Source organism: Streptomyces sp. NPDC107522 (assembly GCF_055657525.1).
This window is the reverse complement of the sequence record NZ_JBVKAU010000002.1, coordinates 811,133-826,009: the sequence shown is the minus strand read 5'-3', so window position 1 is coordinate 826,009 and position 14,877 is coordinate 811,133. Positions and strand designations below refer to the sequence as shown.

The window sequence follows — 14,877 nt, the reverse complement described above, 5'->3', positions numbered from 1 at the left end:
GTCACTGCTCCTCGCGTGGTGATCGCGGCCGGTCAACAGCGTACGCCGGGCTCATTTCGGGACCGGCGCCTCGCAGACGGCGATGCCCCGCTCCCAGATGCTGCCCAGGATCAGCCGGCCGCCGGTTTCGCACGCGCTGGTGACCATGCGGAAGCCCGAGCGGCGGCGGGCCAGGTGGTGGACGACCCGACCGGTGTCGTCGACCGCGAGCACGCCGATCGTGCCCGTGGGGCGGAAGGGGGCGCGCACGGCGGCGCGGGCCGCGGTACGGCGTACGGCCGGGGCGGCGCGGTGGAGCAGGTCCAGCGGGGGTACGCGGGGGCCGGCCAGCGCGACCCAGATCGGGCCGTCCGGAGTACCGCGCCAGAGGTTGTCCGGCATGCCCGGCAGGTTCTCGGCGAAGGGCTCGCTGTGTCCGGCGCGGGGTCCGGTGAGCCAGTAGCGGGTGAGCCGATGGGCCCCGGTCTCGGCGACGACCAGGAAGGATTCGTCGGCGCTCGCAGCGAGCCCGTTGGCGAACCGAAGCCCCTCCAGCAGCACCTCGGGGGTCTTGCTGCCGGGGGTGAGGCGCAGCAGGCGGCCCGTTGCGGTGTGCTCGACGATGTCGCCGATCCACTGGTCGAGGGGGTAGCGGCGGCTGGAGACGGTGAAGCAGACGCTTCCGTCGGACAGGGCGACCACATTGCTGCAGAACCGCAGCCGCTCCCCCGCCACCGAGTCCGCCAGGACCTGTACGACGCCGTCGTCGAGGCCGACGCGCAGCAACCCGAGCTCGGCGTCGCACACCAGCAGATCTCCGTCCGGGTGGAGTTCGAGGCCGAGCGGGCGGCCACCGGTCTCGGCGAGCACCTCGACGCGGGGCGCCGACGGCTCGGAGAGGCCGTCGACGCGCAGGATGCGGCCGTCCTCGACGCCGGTCAGCACCCGGCCCCGGGCATCGGCGACCACGTCCTCCGGGCCACGGCCGCCGATCGCCACGTACTGGCGCGGGACGAGCTCGGTGGGACGGTCCATGGGGCCTCACTTTCGGTGTCGCAAGAATGGGTCCTGGCAGGCATGCGTCCTGGTGCGGGCGGCACGACGACGCGCGCCCGGGTACCCGGACCGGGCCGTGTCATCCGCCACGGTCCGCGGGGTATGTGCCACGGTTTACGGAGAACGTCCCCTGGCCACTCGGTCAGACGCGCACAACAGGCGGAGAGAGGGTGGTCGTATGTCCCGTCCACCCCGGTGGCGCGCCGACCGCCGCCCCCGTAGAGGGGCCCGTGAACCACGGCGGTCGCGTTGAAGGTCCGGCACTCCTGGCCACACACGGCATGGCACCGGCTGGGGCTCGCGGAGCTCTACCGGCGTGGCACGGAGCTGGAGTTGTTGCACCGCGCCATGGGCTTCGCCGCGCTCGCCCTGGTCACACTCGCTCCGCTGCTGATCGTGGTGGCGGCCGTGGATCCCCTGGCGCAGGGCGGGTTCGCCCTGTGGCTGGTGGACGGCATGGACCTGTCCGGCAGGTCGGCCCGCGCCCTCTCGCAGGTCTTCACTCCGCCTCGCAAGGTGGTCAGCACCACCAGCGCGCTGAGCGTGGCGCTGCTCGCCGTGTTCGGTGTGTCCTTCGCCGCCAGCGTCCAGAACGGCTACGAGCGGATCTGGCGGCTGCCCGCGGGGCCCTGGCACCGGGTGTGGCGGCAGACCGTCTGGCTGATCATGCTCATGGGGTATGTGTACGCGCAGGTGCAGACGCGTACGGTCCTGGAGGGCACGCCCCGGATCTTGCTGAGCATGGCGGTCGGCATGCTGTTCTTCTGGTGGGGGCCGCACTTCCTGCTCAGCGGCGAGGTGCGCTGGCGTGATCTGCTGCCCGGCGCGATCGTCACCATGGCGGGGCTGGTCGGGTTGCGCTTGTTCTCGTACTTGGTTTTCACCCCGCTGCTCGTCACCAACGCGATCAGCTACGGCCCGGTCGGGACCGTCCTGGTGGTGGAGTCCTGGCTCGTCGGTGTGGGGTTCGTGGTCTACGGCGGTGCACTGGTGGGCCGGCTGCTGTGCGAGCTGTTCGAGGACTTCGACGAGCCGACCCGCACGGCCCCGAAGCGACGGCGCCGCCGGCGAGGGTCGTCGGCCGCCCGTTCCGCGGACCACGCGCAGCCGGGTGTGCCCGAGTAGTCGTGCGGCCCGGTCGGGCGGAACGGGAACCCGGGCCCGTCCGGCGCCTGCGGCACACGGCCCGGGCAACGCCACTACCAGCCCTTCTCGAACATGCGCGCGATCTCGGCGATCCGCACCTCGTCGCGCCGGTAGTAGGTGCGCCGCCCGATCCGCTTGGTGCGCAGCACGCCGATGGCCACCAGGAGACCGAGGTGGGTCTCGGCGACCTTGCGCGGCACGCCGAGCTTCGCGGCCACGGCGTCCGCGCTGACGCCGTCCTCGACCGGGGCGCCCTGGCGTCGCTTCGGGAAGTGCGCGGCCGGGTCCTTCAGCCATTCCAGGATGTCCAGGCGCCTTGCGCCGGCGGGAGTCCTCAGCATCCTGTCCCTCCCTCCGTCGGGCCGCGTCGTCACGCGTCCTTCCACTGTCCCGCAGTCGGAGCGGCCGTGTCCGGGACTCCGGGACCGTTGTCCGGTACCGAACGGCCATACGGCACAAGGGTGTTCGCCGCTGACGCGCCGGGGCCCGGCCGCACGGGTGCGGCCGGGCCCCTTGTCGCGGAACTCAGCGGTGGCTGAACCACGCCATCGACGACAGGGCCGTGTCGTCGTAGCCGAACAGGGCCTGGTTCTCCCAGCCGTTGCCGGAGGAGGCGTCGGTCGGGTCCCAGCCGTTGCCGGAGACGGCGGTCCAGGTCGCCTCCCAGTAGAAGACGCCGAGGCCACGGCCGTTCGGAACGGCCTCCACGATGCTCGTCACGTCGTTCATCCAGCGGCGCTGCCCGGCCGTGTTCGCCGGGTAGCCGGAGACCAGCTCACCGGTGGTGTCGATCTGGTTGGTGAGCGAGTCGTCGCTGTCCAGCCGGAACGGGTAGGCCGTCTCGGCGACGAAGACCGGCTTGCCGTAGCGGGAGGCCGCGTCGTCGAGGGTTGTCTGGAAGTCGTAGAGGGAGCCGTGCCAGTAGCCGTAGTACGACAGGCCGATCGCGTCGAACTTCACGCCGTTCGCGACGGCGCTGTCGAACCACCAGCGGGTGCCGGACAGGTCGCCGCCCTTGGCGAGGTGCAGCGCGACCGTGGTGGACGAGTTGACCGCCTTGACCGCGTCGTAGCCCGAGTTGAGCAGACCGGCGAGCTGCGACCAGTTGTCCGTGGAACCCTCGGACCACAGCATGCCGCCGTTGATCTCATTGCCCACCTGGACCATGTCGGCGGTGGTGCCTTGAGCCTTCAATGCGTTCAACACGTCGTACGTGTGGTTGTACACGTCGGTCTTGAGTTGACTGTAGGAGTGCCCCGCCCAGGCGGCCGGCTTGCCCTGGGCGCCCGGGTCGGCCCAGGTGTCCGAGTAGTGGAAGTCGACCAGCAGCTTCATGCCGGCCGCCTTGATGCGCTTGGCCATGGCCAGGACACGCGTCTTGTTGTTGTAGCCGTCGACCGGGTTGGCCCAGACCTTCAGGCGCGCGTAGTTCATGCCGGCGTTCTTCAGGATGGTGATCGCGTCGCCGGTGCTGCCGGAGCTGGTCTTGTAGACGCCGCCCTTGGCCTCGCTCTTGGCGAGGGACGAGATGTCGGCACCGTGGATCGACGTGCCGCCGGTACCGGACGCGAAGGTCAGGTCGTCAACATTGATCCAGTTGCCCGCGTTCGCGTCACTGTTGATGCTGATGGTGCACTGGTTGTTGGTCACATTGACCGGCACGACGATACGGATCCACCCGCTCGCGGAGACCGGAAGATCCGTGCGCTGCTCCGCGCCGCCACAGTTCTTCAGCGCTATGTACGCCGAGTTCTGGCCACCGCCGGAGCGGACCCAGGCGGTGAGCTTGTAGTTCCCGTTGGTCAGCCCGGACAGGTACTGGTAGGTCTCCACCTTGTAGGCGGACGACGACCAGTGGGTCAGGCGATAGCTCCCGCTGTGGCCGCCGGCCTCGGTGAAGGAGGCGGAGTTCTGGCCGGCCGCCGAGTACGTGGACCAGCCGGACGGCGTGGCGGTGCCGGTGCCGTCGGACTCGAAACCGCCGTTGCTGAGCGTGCCGGCCGCCGTGGCGGTCTGCGCGGGCAGGGCGGTGAGGGCGAGCCCTGCGGCGAGCGGCACCAGCAGGACTCGGAGGGTGCGTCTGGGATGGAACATCGTCGTCCGTCGTCCCTTCGACGTATGGGGATGGGGGTGTCCCTCAACAACACGTGAGGGGGCCTCACCACAGTGGTGAGGAGCCCCTCCGCCCGCGGCTCGCGGCACGCGCGGGCGGAGGGGAGTCGGCTCAGCCGTCGAGTCGTACGACCCGGACGGCTCCCGCGGGGACCTCGAGGCGGCCCGCGGCGCGTTCACCGGTCAGCAGCTCGGTGCCGGGCCCGTCCAGCGGCACCTTGGCGTCCGACGCGGTGTGGTTGATGGCGAACAGATAGCCGCCCGACTCGCCGGCGCGGCGCACGACCTCCACGTCCCGGGGCAGATCGACACGCGGCGCGACCTGCGCGTCCTCGATCGCCCAGCCGAGCAGCGCGTCGAGGCCCTCGGCGCCCAGGCGGGTGGACACGTACCAGGCGGTGCCCTCGCCGAGGCGGTGCCGGGTGACAGCGGGGTGGCCGGCGGTCAGGCCGTCGGCGTACGTCCAGACCGTCTCGGCGCCGCGCGGGACGACGAACTCGGTCCACACGTCGCCGCTGAGCTCGGAGCCGTCCGGGCCGGTGATGCGCACCAGCTGGTCCTGGAGCAGCGGGGAGAACTCCTCGACCGTCAGGCCGAGGACGTCGCGCAGCGGTCCGGGGTAGGCGCCCTCGTGCACGGCGTCGTGCTCGTCGACGATGCCGGAGAAGTACGACACGACGAGGGTGCCGCCGTTCTCGACGTAACGGCGCAGGTTGCGGCCGGCCGCCTCCGTCATCAGGTACAGGGCCGGTACGACGACAAGGGGATAAGCCGACAAGTCGGCTTCCGGGTGGGCGAAGTCGACCGTGAGGTGGCGGTCGTAGAGGACCTCGTAGAAGGCGTCGGCACGCTCGCGCGCGTCGTGGTCCTCACTGGGGCGCCAGTCGAGGTTCTGCGCCCACCACGAGTGCCAGTCCCACACCATCGCCACGTCGGCCTGCGCGCGCGTGCCCCGCACAGCGCTCAACGAGTCCAGCGCTGCGCCGAGTTCGACCACCTCACGCCACACGCGCGTGTCCGTGCCGCCGTGCGGGAGCATCGCCGAGTGGAACTTCTCGGCGCCGCGCCGGGACTGCCGCCACTGGAAGAACATGGCGCCCTCGGAGCCGCGCGCCACGTGGCCGAGGGAGTTGCGGGCCATCTGGCCGGGGGCCTTGGCGGGGTTGCGGGGCTGCCAGTTGACGCCCGAGGTGGAGTGCTCCAGGAGGATCCAGGGCGCTCCCCCGGCCACCGAGCGGGTCAGGTCGGCGGCCATCGCGAGGTTGACGTGGGTGCGGCGGCCGTCGGTGATCAGGTAGTGGTCGTTGGTGACGATGTCGACCTCGCGGCCCCAGGCCCAGTAGTCGACGGAGTCGCACTGGCTGAGGGCCGTCATGAAGTTGGTGGTGACCGGGACGCCCGGCGACAGGCGGTGCAGGATGTCCCGCTCCATACAGAAGTTCTCGCGCATGGTGGCGTCGGCGAACCGCTTGTAGTCGAGGGCCTGGGCCGGGTTGACGGCCGTCGGTGTCGTGCGCGGCGGGTTGATCTGCGCGAAGTCGGTGTAGCGCTGGCCCCAGAAGGCGGTGCCCCAGGCCTCGTTGACTGCGTCGACCGTCTCGTACGTCGACTCCAGCCAGCGGCGGAAGTGGGCGGCGCAGGAGTCGCAGTAGCAGGCCGAGACGGGGACGCCGTACTCGTTGTGCACGTGCCACATCGCGAGCGCCGGGTGGTCGCCGTAGCGCTCGGCGAGCTTGGTGGTGATGGACGCGGCGGCCGCGCGGTAGTCGGCGTTGCTGTGACAGATCGCGGCGCGGGAGCCGAACTCGTGGCGCACGCCCTCCGCCGTCACCGGCAGTGCCTCGGGGTGCTCCCGGTAGAACCACACCGGCGGGCAGACGGTGGGGGTGCCGAGGTCCACGCGGATGCCGTTCTCGTGCAGCAGACCGAGGAGACGGTCCATCCAGCCGAAGTCGTGGACCCCTGGTGAGGGCTCCAGCAGCGCCCAGGAGAAGATCCCGACGCTCACCATCGTGACGCCGGCCTCCCGCATCAGCCGGACGTCCTCCTGCCAGACGCTCTCCGGCCACTGCTCGGGGTTGTAGTCCCCACCGAAGGCGAGCCTGGTGAGGCCCCTGGGGGTGGTCTCCGGCATGGATCTCTCCCGTTGAGTCGATCATTTGGGAACGTGCACACACTCGATCGGCGGTGCGAGCCCAACATAACCGCACAGCAACAACCATTGACAAGTGTCCGGGATGTTTCTCTACTGTGAACGCTCACAGAAGCATGGCAGGTCTTCGCAGCAGGCGGAGGCCCAGGTCAGGGGAGAGATCCATGCCCATCACGAAGCGCACCCGCCTCGTGGCATCCACCATCGCCGTGGCCCTCGGCGCCACCGCCCTCGCCGCGTGCGGCTCCGAGAAGGCAGACGAGAGCGAGTCCGGTCCGGTCTCGCTGACGTACTGGACCTGGACGCCCGGCATGGACAAGGTCGTCGACCTCTGGAACAAGGGCCCGGGCAAGAAGGACCGGATCACGGTCACGGTGAAGAAGCAGGCGTCCGGCGACACGCTGGTCACCAAGATCCTCACCGCGCACAAGGCCGGCAAGGCCCCCGACCTGGTCCAGGCCGAGTACCAGGCGCTGCCGACGCTGGTCAGCAATGACGCGGTCGCGGACATAGCGAGCGAGGTCGGCGACGCGAAGGGCAAGTTCGCCGAGGGCGTGTGGCAGCAGACCACGCTGGGCACGGACGCGGTCTACGCGGTGCCGCAGGACATCGGGCCGATGATGTTCTACTACCGCGAGGACCTCTTCAAGAAGTACGGCCTGAGCGTCCCGACCACCTGGGAGCAGTTCGCCGAGACGGCCCGCGCGCTGAAGAAGAAGGCCCCGGACAAGGACCTGACCACGTTCTCCGCCAACGACTCCGGCCTCTTCGCGGGCCTGGCCCAGCAGGCCGGCGCCAAGTGGTGGACCACCGAGGGCGACAAGTGGAAGGTCGGCATCGACGACACCGCCTCCGAGAAGGTCGCCAAGTTCTGGGGCGACCTCGTCAAGGAGGGCGCCATCGACAACCAGCCGATGTACACCCCGGCCTGGAACAAGGCGCTCAACACCGGCAAGCAGATCGCCTGGGTCAGCGCCGTGTGGGCCCCGGGGACGCTGACCACGGCCGCGCCCGACACCGAGGGCAAGTGGGCCATGGCCCCGCTCCCCCAGTGGTCGCAGTCGGAGAACGTCACCGGCAGCTGGGGCGGTTCCTCCACCGCCGTCACCACGGACTCCAAGCACAAGGCGGCCGCCGCGAAGTTCGCCGCGTGGCTGAACACCGACGGTGACGCCCTCAACGCGCTGGCCAAGGAGAGCGGCATCTACCCGGCCTCCACCGCGGCCCAGCTCAGCGGCGCCTTCAGCACGCCGCCGGACTACTTCTCCAACCAGGCCGACTTCTACACGAAGGCCGCCGAGATCGCCGAGTCCACGGCTCCGTCCGCCTGGGGCCCGAACGTGAACGTCGCCTACACGACCTTCAAGGACGCCTTCGGCAAGGCCGCCAAGAACAAGTCGGACTTCACCGCCGCCCTCAAGACCATGCAGGACGACACGGTCGCCGACCTCAAGAAGCAGGGCTTCGAGGTCTCCGAGTGACCAGCGCAAGCCGGAAGGCGTACGGGGTGAAGGGGGCCCCGTACGCCCACCCGTCTCCCACCACCACCCTCAAACGAGCGCGAAGCGCCCCCTGTCTTTTCCTCCTCCCCGCAACGATCCTCTTCGCGCTGTTCTTCGCCCTGCCCATCGGCTACGCGATCTGGCTCAGCTTCCGCAAGGTGAAGGTCTCCGGGCTCGGTCTGGGCGCCGGCGCCCGCAGTGAGGTCTGGGCCGGCCTGGAGAACTACACGGACGCCCTCACCGACAACGAGCTGGTCAGCGGCGCGCTGCGCGTGCTCGGCTACGGCTGCATCGTGCTCCCGGTGATGCTCGGGCTCGCCCTGCTGTTCGCGCTCATGCTCGACTCCGAGAAGGTGCGGCTGGCGCCCTTCACCCGGCTCGCGATCTTCCTGCCGTACGCCATCCCCGGCGTCGTGGCCGCGCTGCTGTGGGGCTTCCTGTACCTGCCGGACGTCAGCCCCTTCTACTACGTGCTGGAGAAGCTGGGCCTGCCGCAGCCGGACCTCCTCGACGGCGGTCCGCTCTACCTCGCCCTGTCGAACATCGCGGTGTGGGGCGGCACCGGCTTCAACATGATCGTCATCTACACCTCGCTCCAGGCCATCCCGGCCGAGGTGTACGAGGCGGCCAAGCTGGACGGTGCCACGCCGCTGCAGATCGCGCTGAAGATCAAGATCCCGATGGTGGCGCCCTCGCTGGTGCTGACGTTCTTCTTCTCGATCATCGCCACGCTCCAGGTGTTCAACGAGCCGACCACCCTCAAGCCGCTCACCAACTCCGTGTCCACGACCTGGAGTCCGCTGATGAAGGTGTACCAGGACGCCTTCGGCAAGGGCGACATCTACGCGGCGGCTGCCCAGGCCACGATCATCGCCCTGGCCACGCTGCTGCTGTCCTTCGGCTTCCTGCGGGCCGCGAACCGTCGTAACAGGCAGGAGGCAGCTCGATGAGTTCTCTTGCTGTCAGCAAGACCGGAACGGCGGCCGGATCGGCGCCCGGCGCGGTGCAGGACCGGCCACCGCTGCGCCGCCGGATCGCGCTGGTCCCGACGGTCACGCTGCTGCTCGGCGCGGTCTACTGCCTGCTGCCGGTGGCGTGGGTGGTGATCGCGGCGACGAAGTCCGGCAGTGAGCTGTTCTCCACGTTCACCTTCCTGCCCGGCACGGGCTTCGCGGACAACTTCTCGGACCTGAGCGCCTATCGGGACGGCGTGTACTGGGAATGGATGGGCAACTCCGCCCTGTACGCCGGTCTCGGCGCGCTGCTGTCGACCTGCGTGTCGGCGTTCAGCGGCTACGCGCTGGCGACCTACCGCTTCCGCGGCCGCGAGACGATCTTCAACGTCCTCCTCGCGGGCGTGCTGATGCCGCCGGTCATCCTCGCCATCCCGCAGTACCTGCTGCTGGCGAAGGCCGACCTCACGGACTCGTACCTGTCCGTGCTGCTGCCGCAGATCCTCTCGCCGTACGGCGTCTATCTCGCCCGGATCTACGCCGCGGCCGCCGTCCCCGGTGACGTGGTCGAGGCCGGGCGCATGGACGGCGCGAGCGAGTGGCGGATCTTCACCCGGATCGCGCTGCCGATGATGATCCCCGGCATGGTGACGGTGTTCCTGTTCCAGTTCGTGGCGATCTGGAACAACTTCCTGCTGCCGTACATCATGCTCAGCGACGACGAGAAGTTCCCGATCACGCTGGGTCTGTACACGCTCCTCGAACAGGGCGCCAACACGCCCGCCTTGTACACGCTGGTGATCACCGGCGCCTTCCTCGCGATCTTCCCGCTGGTCGCGCTCTTCCTGGTCATCCAGCGCTTCTGGAGCCTGGATCTGCTCTCCGGGGCCGTAAAGTCATGACCATGAGCAACACGGGGGGCCGACGCAGACCGCCGACGATCCACGACGTGGCGCGCGAGGCCGGAGTCTCACGGGGCACGGTCTCGCGCGTGCTCAACGGCGGGCACTACGTCAGCCCGGCCGCCCAGGAGGCGGTCAACGCGGCGATCCGCAAGACGGGTTACGTCGTCAACCGGCATGCCCGCTCGCTGATCACGGGGCGTTCGGACTCGGTCGGCTTCCTGCTGACCGAGCCGCAGGAGAGGTTCTTCGAGGACCCCAACTTCAACGTCCTGCTGAGCGGCTGCACGCAGGCGCTGGCGGCGCACGACATCCCGCTGCTGCTGATGCTGGCGGGCACACGTGACGAACGGCGGCGGATAACGCGGTACATCACGGCGGGGCACGTCGACGGGGTGCTGCTGGTGTCCAGCCATTCCGGTGACCCGGTGGCGGAGGAGCTGCGTGAGGCGGGGGTGCCCCTTGTCCAGTGCGGCAAGCCCATGGGGCTCGGTTCCAAGGTGAGTTACGTGGCCGCGGACGACCGGGACGGTGCCCGTGACATGGTGCGCCACCTGGTGTCGCTGGGCCGCCGCCGGATCGGCATGGTGAGCGGCCCCCTGGACACCCCCGGCGGTGTCGATCGCCTCGCCGGCTACAAGGAGGTGCTCACGAACGCGGGCATCGAGATCGACGAGCGGCTGATCGTCTCCGGCGACTACAGCCGGGCCAGTGGTGAAGCGGGGGCCGAACGGCTGCTGGCGCAGGCCCCCGACATGGACGCCCTGTTCGTGGCCTCCGACCTGATGGCGCAGGGCGCCCTGACCGCGCTGCACCGGGCGGGCCGCCGGGTGCCCGAGGACGTCTCGGTGGGCGGCTTCGACGACTCGATCGCGGCGACGGAGGCCACCCCCGCCCTCACGACGATCCGCCAGCCCTACGACCGCATCAGCGCGGAGATGGTGCGGTTGCTGCTCGCGCAGATCGGCGGTGAGGACCCGGCGGCGGTGATCCTGCCGACGGAGCTGGTGAAGCGGGAGTCGACGTAACGGCGCACGGCGCACACGCGCCGCGAGGGCGCACCGCACGGTTGAGCAGCCGTCGGTGCGCCCTCGGCATGGGATCGGTCAGGAATCGAGAAGTCCGGGGCCGCTCCCCCGCCCTAGCGTGAAGCCACCGGCGAAACACGTCGGAGCACACGTCACCAGGAGGACGTCATGACCGCCGGACTCAACACGATCATCTACCCCGTGAAGGACCTCGACCGGGCGAAGGCCCTGTTCAGCGCCCTGCTGGGGACCGAGCCGTATGCGGACGAGCCCTACTACGTCGGCTTCAAGGACGCCGGGCAGGACGTCGGCCTGGACCCCAACGGGCACGCCAAGGGCATGACCGGCCCGGTCCCCTACTGGCACGTGGCCGACATCAGGTCGACCCTCGCGGCCCTCGTGGACGCGGGTGCCGAGACGCTGCAGGACGTGAAGGACGTCGGCGGCGGCAGGCTGATCGCCTCCGTGAAGGACACGGACGGCAACCTCGTCGGGATCCTGCAGGATCCGGCCGCCTGAGCCCCGGCCGTCGGCCGCGTTCCCTGCGCATGCACTGGTCGCACCCTTGCGCATACACCCCTTGCATCCTTGCGCATGCACTAGTTGCACAGTCAATAAGTGGCCGGATCGGTGCTACCGTGCCGGTATGGCAGTGAAGACGGCCGACGCAGGGCTCGAGCAACGGTGGCGGGACATTCTGTCGGTGCACGCGCGCACGATGAACGAGATCGACCGCGTGCTGCACCCGCACGGGCTGGGCGCGAGCGACTTCGAGGTCCTCGACATCCTCGCTGCCGAGTCGCCCGATGAGGGCGCCCAGTGCCGGGTTCAGAACCTCGTCGGCCGGGTCCATCTCAGCCAGAGCGCGCTGTCCCGGCTCATCGGCCGCCTGGAGAAGGAGGGTCTGGTGGAGCGTTCCGTGTGCGCCGAGGACCGGCGCGGCGTGTTCGTCGCCCTGACCCGCAGGGGCCGTGATCTGCACGCCGAGGTGATGCCGCTGCAGCGTGCCGTGCTGGCGCGGATGCTGGGCGACTGACGCCGGGCGGCTAGAGCACGAACTCGGAACCGTCCGGGAGGATGTCGACGCCCGCCGCGGACACTTGTGCGTGAGCCGTCGAGGTGGGGTCGACCAGGGGGTTCGTGTCGGCCAGGTGGGTGTAGATCCGCCGGGCCCGTGGATGGCGGGCCAGGGCGGTGAGGCTGCCGCCCGGGCCCGAGACGGGCAGATGGCGCCCGGCCTGCCCCGCCTCGTCCGCCGCGAAGTGCGTGCCGTCCAGGACGACGCAGTCCGCCTCCGCCACGAGGTCGTCCAGCGTCGGGGTCCAGCTGCTCACGCGGGGTGCGTACACGAGGACGCCTCCGGTGGCCAGGTCCTCGATCCGGTACGCCGTCACCCAGCGGCGGTCCTTCGCCCGGCCCGGCACGTACTCCGGCGCCTCACCGGCGACGGGGTGCGCCGTGACGACCAGGCCGCCGGACAGCACGAAGCCGCCCTCCGTCAGGCTGTCCGCCCACGCCCACGGGGCGTGCCGGTCGAGGGCCGCCCGCGCCGGGGCCAGGGCGGCGAGCACCGGCGGGGCCGCATACGTCTTGAGCCCCGTCCCTGCCCGCAGCACGGCCAGGCCGGCCACGTGATCGGCCTCGGCGTCCGTGAGCAGCAGCCCCCGGACCGGGGTGTCCTGGGGGCCCGGCCACAGGGCGGAGGCCGCGGTGAGCTGGGCACGGATCTCGGGCGAGGTGTTCAGCAGCCACCAGTCCCGGGAGTTGCCGGTGACGGCCGCGCACTCCGGGGTGCGGGCGGGCACCTTGCCGTCACGGGCGGCGGCGCACCGCGCGCAGGCGCAGTTCCATCGCGGGAACCCGCCTGAGGCGGCGGTGCCGAGCAGGACGACCCTCAAGACGACCCCCCAAACCCTTCGCGTCGGCCCTCCCGGTGGGATCTTCCCTCTCCATACGGCCGAACCACCCTGCGACAGGGAGCAGTTCCGGCCGACCTTCACCGGCCGGGCAGATCCCCGCCCGCGGGAGGCGCTGTAAGCGCACGAAGGGGATGAGCGGACGCGGTGCCGCTCATCCCCTGGGCCTCGTCGTACGGCGCTACGGCCGCGCCAGCAGGGTCCTCACACCCTCCGAGGTCAGCGTCAGGGGGTGCGGCGAGCCGGCGTCTATGGTGAGCGCCAGGTCGTCGGCCGGCCACTGCGAAGCGAGGGCACCCAGCGGTACCAGCCGATAGCGGGAGACGAAGGGCAGCAGCTCGGCCATCGCGGGCTCGGAGGTGAAGACCGGGACGACCGGCTCGCCGCCCGCCCGCTCGATGACCGGCAGCGCCACGGCGCCCGGGTCGGTGGCGTCCTCCTCGCTGGCGTCGTCGGGCACGGGGACGAGGACCTCGCTGCTCGCGAGCGTGTCCATCGCCGCCCTGTCCTCGGTGTTGTCGGCCAGCGCGTCCAGCGCCCGCCGGGCCGGTGTGGTGGTGTTGTCGTTCGCGGGTGTTTCCATGGCAGATCCCCTGGTAGCGGCGGTCAGGCGGTCCTGCTCGCGTACCCGATCCGGACGCGAGCATTCCTATGGCTGACCAGGGGATCGGCCGCCAACCGCCGAGGCCGCGGGCGAACCGTCGTAGCCTGAAGAGGAAGGGAAGGCTCCCGTCCTCGTGGGCGCGGGAGGCGCGTATGCGTTACGACGACCGCAGGGCGGCCGGGCGGCTGCTGGCCGAGAAGCTTGCGGAGCTGCGCGGTCAGGACGTGGTGGTGCTGGGGCTGCCGCGGGGCGGGGTGCCCGTGGCGGCCGAAGTGGCCCGGCGGCTCGGTGCCCCGCTGGATGTGCTGGTGGTGCGGAAGCTGGGCGTACCCGACCAGCCGGAGTGGGCATTCGGGGCGATCGGCGAGCACGGGATCCGTGTCCTCAACCGGGACGTGATCGACGCGGCCGGGCTGGATCCCGGCGAGCGGGAGGCCGTGGAGGCGGCCGAGCGGGGCGAGCTGGAACGGCGTGTGCGCAGTCACCGGCAGGGCCGGGCCGCGCTGCCGGTCGCCGGACGTACGGCCGTCGTCGTGGACGACGGGCTCGCGACCGGCGCCACGGCCGAGGCCGCCTGCCGGGTCGTACGAGGTCAGGGCGCGGCCCGGATCGTGCTCGCCGTGCCCGTCGGGGCGACCCACAGCGTGGCCCGGCTGCGGCAGGTCGCCGACGACGTCGTCTGCCCGCAGACGCACCGGATCCTCGGCTCGGTGGGCGCCTGGTACCGGGACTTCGCCCAGGTCCCGGACGCCGAGGTCACGTCACTGCTCGCGGAGGCCGCCCGGTCCATGCCCCGCTCCCCCGCCGCGCCCGCCGCCGAGCAAACGGGACCCGCATCGCCGTCGGACCGCGAGGTACTGATCCCGGCCGCCGGGGCACGGGTCGGCGCCCGCCTGGTCGTGCCGGACGGGGCGTCGGCGGCCGTGGCGTTCGCGCACGGCAGCGGGAGCAGCCGGCACAGCCCGCGCAACCAGTACGTCGCCACCGCCCTCAACCGCGCGGGCCTGGCCACTCTGCTGCTCGACCTCCTCACCGACGACGAGGCACACGACCGGCACAACGTCTTCGACATCCTGCTGCTGGCGCGGCGCCTGCACGCCGCGTCCGTGTGGCTGCGCGGTGAAACCGGCCTGCCCGTGGCCTACTTCGGGGCCAGTACCGGGGCCGCCGCCGCGCTGGAGGCCGCCGCGCTGTCCGGTTCCGACGTCCGCTCGGTCGTCTCCCGCGGCGGCCGCCCCGACCTGGCCACCCCGGCGGCGCTGACCCGCCTGCGGGCGCCGACCCTGCTGATCGTCGGCAGCCGCGACACCCAGGTGCTCAGCCTCAACCGCCTCGCCGCCGACCGGATGCACTGCGAGCACCGGATCGCGGTCGTCCCCGGCGCCACCCACCTCTTCGAGGAGCCCGGCACCCTCACCACGGTCGCCGAACTGGCCCGCGACTGGTTCACCACCCACCTCGACCGGCCCACCGCGGGGACGCCCCGCCGGTCCGCGTGACACGAGGCGGCTGATTCTCGACGGTCCG

General features: G+C 70.9%; 14 protein-coding genes. 8 read left to right on the top strand and 6 right to left on the bottom strand.

The window, feature by feature from the left end; translation table 11 throughout:
• Positions 1 to 51 precede the first annotated feature (51 nt).
• Positions 52 to 1,014 (bottom strand): SMP-30/gluconolactonase/LRE family protein, encoded by a 963-nt coding sequence (locus tag ACZ7L6_RS08970; protein WP_471921364.1) that lies wholly within the window; start codon positions 1,012 to 1,014, stop codon positions 52 to 54.
• Positions 1,015 to 1,383: 369 nt separating this feature from the next.
• On the opposite strand from ACZ7L6_RS08970, the gene ACZ7L6_RS08965 reads away from it, so the two are divergent.
• Positions 1,384 to 2,160 (top strand): ribonuclease BN, encoded by a 777-nt coding sequence (locus ACZ7L6_RS08965; RefSeq protein WP_471921807.1) that lies wholly within the window; start codon positions 1,384 to 1,386, stop codon positions 2,158 to 2,160.
• 74 nt (positions 2,161 to 2,234) lie between these two features.
• Here the strand turns inward: ACZ7L6_RS08965 and ACZ7L6_RS08960 are convergent, their stop codons facing one another.
• The 3 genes from ACZ7L6_RS08960 to ACZ7L6_RS08950 all read right to left on the bottom strand — a co-directional run bounded on the left by ACZ7L6_RS08960 (position 2,235) and on the right by ACZ7L6_RS08950 (position 6,427).
• A complete protein-coding gene (locus ACZ7L6_RS08960) occupies positions 2,235 to 2,522 on the bottom strand; it encodes an ArsR/SmtB family transcription factor (RefSeq protein WP_471921362.1) in 288 nt (95 codons plus the stop codon).
• Positions 2,523 to 2,706: 184 nt separating this feature from the next.
• A complete protein-coding gene (locus tag ACZ7L6_RS08955) occupies positions 2,707 to 4,275 on the bottom strand; it encodes a glycoside hydrolase family 53 protein (RefSeq protein WP_471921360.1) in 1,569 nt (522 codons plus the stop codon).
• A gap of 130 nt (positions 4,276 to 4,405) precedes the next feature.
• Positions 4,406 to 6,427, bottom strand: a complete 2,022-nt coding sequence (locus ACZ7L6_RS08950; protein WP_471921358.1) for a beta-galactosidase — start codon at positions 6,425 to 6,427, stop codon at positions 4,406 to 4,408.
• 182 nt (positions 6,428 to 6,609) lie between these two features.
• Between ACZ7L6_RS08950 and ACZ7L6_RS08945 the strand changes: the two genes are divergently transcribed.
• From ACZ7L6_RS08945 to ACZ7L6_RS08920, 6 genes are all read left to right on the top strand, one after another.
• The gene (locus tag ACZ7L6_RS08945; RefSeq protein WP_471921356.1) at positions 6,610 to 7,926 is read left to right on the top strand and encodes an ABC transporter substrate-binding protein; all 1,317 of its coding nucleotides are present in this window, start codon (positions 6,610 to 6,612) and stop codon (positions 7,924 to 7,926) included.
• Complete coding sequence (locus ACZ7L6_RS08940; RefSeq protein WP_471921353.1) at positions 7,923 to 8,897, top strand: carbohydrate ABC transporter permease; 975 nt, start codon at positions 7,923 to 7,925, stop codon at positions 8,895 to 8,897. The genes ACZ7L6_RS08945 and ACZ7L6_RS08940 overlap by 4 nt, the downstream gene beginning before the upstream one ends.
• On the top strand, positions 8,894 to 9,802 hold the full coding sequence (locus tag ACZ7L6_RS08935) for a carbohydrate ABC transporter permease (protein WP_471921350.1): 909 nt from the start codon (positions 8,894 to 8,896) through the stop codon (positions 9,800 to 9,802). The genes ACZ7L6_RS08940 and ACZ7L6_RS08935 overlap by 4 nt, the downstream gene beginning before the upstream one ends.
• Positions 9,799 to 10,830, top strand: coding sequence for a LacI family DNA-binding transcriptional regulator (locus ACZ7L6_RS08930; protein ID WP_471921348.1), 1,032 nt, complete (start codon positions 9,799 to 9,801; stop codon positions 10,828 to 10,830). The genes ACZ7L6_RS08935 and ACZ7L6_RS08930 overlap by 4 nt, the downstream gene beginning before the upstream one ends.
• Positions 10,831 to 10,998: 168 nt before the next feature.
• Positions 10,999 to 11,349: a VOC family protein gene (locus tag ACZ7L6_RS08925; RefSeq protein WP_471921346.1), complete on the top strand. Its 351-nt coding sequence runs from the start codon at positions 10,999 to 11,001 to the stop codon at positions 11,347 to 11,349.
• A gap of 127 nt (positions 11,350 to 11,476) precedes the next feature.
• Positions 11,477 to 11,866 carry a MarR family winged helix-turn-helix transcriptional regulator gene (locus ACZ7L6_RS08920; protein ID WP_471921344.1) on the top strand — a complete coding sequence of 130 codons (390 nt, stop codon included), beginning with the start codon at positions 11,477 to 11,479 and terminating at the stop codon, positions 11,864 to 11,866.
• 10 nt (positions 11,867 to 11,876) lie between these two features.
• Here the strand turns inward: ACZ7L6_RS08920 and pqqB are convergent, their stop codons facing one another.
• Both pqqB and ACZ7L6_RS08910 read right to left on the bottom strand, forming a co-directional pair.
• Positions 11,877 to 12,728 (bottom strand): pyrroloquinoline quinone biosynthesis protein PqqB, encoded by an 852-nt coding sequence (pqqB, locus tag ACZ7L6_RS08915; protein WP_471921342.1) that lies wholly within the window; start codon positions 12,726 to 12,728, stop codon positions 11,877 to 11,879.
• A 199-nt stretch (positions 12,729 to 12,927) separates the two neighbouring features.
• Positions 12,928 to 13,329, bottom strand: coding sequence for an SseB family protein (locus ACZ7L6_RS08910; RefSeq protein WP_398824737.1), 402 nt, complete (start codon positions 13,327 to 13,329; stop codon positions 12,928 to 12,930).
• 173 nt (positions 13,330 to 13,502) lie between these two features.
• On the opposite strand from ACZ7L6_RS08910, the gene ACZ7L6_RS08905 reads away from it, so the two are divergent.
• Entirely contained in the window at positions 13,503 to 14,849 is a 1,347-nt protein-coding gene (locus tag ACZ7L6_RS08905) for a phosphoribosyltransferase family protein (protein ID WP_471921340.1), read from the top strand.
• The last annotated feature ends 28 nt before the right edge of the window (positions 14,850 to 14,877 follow it).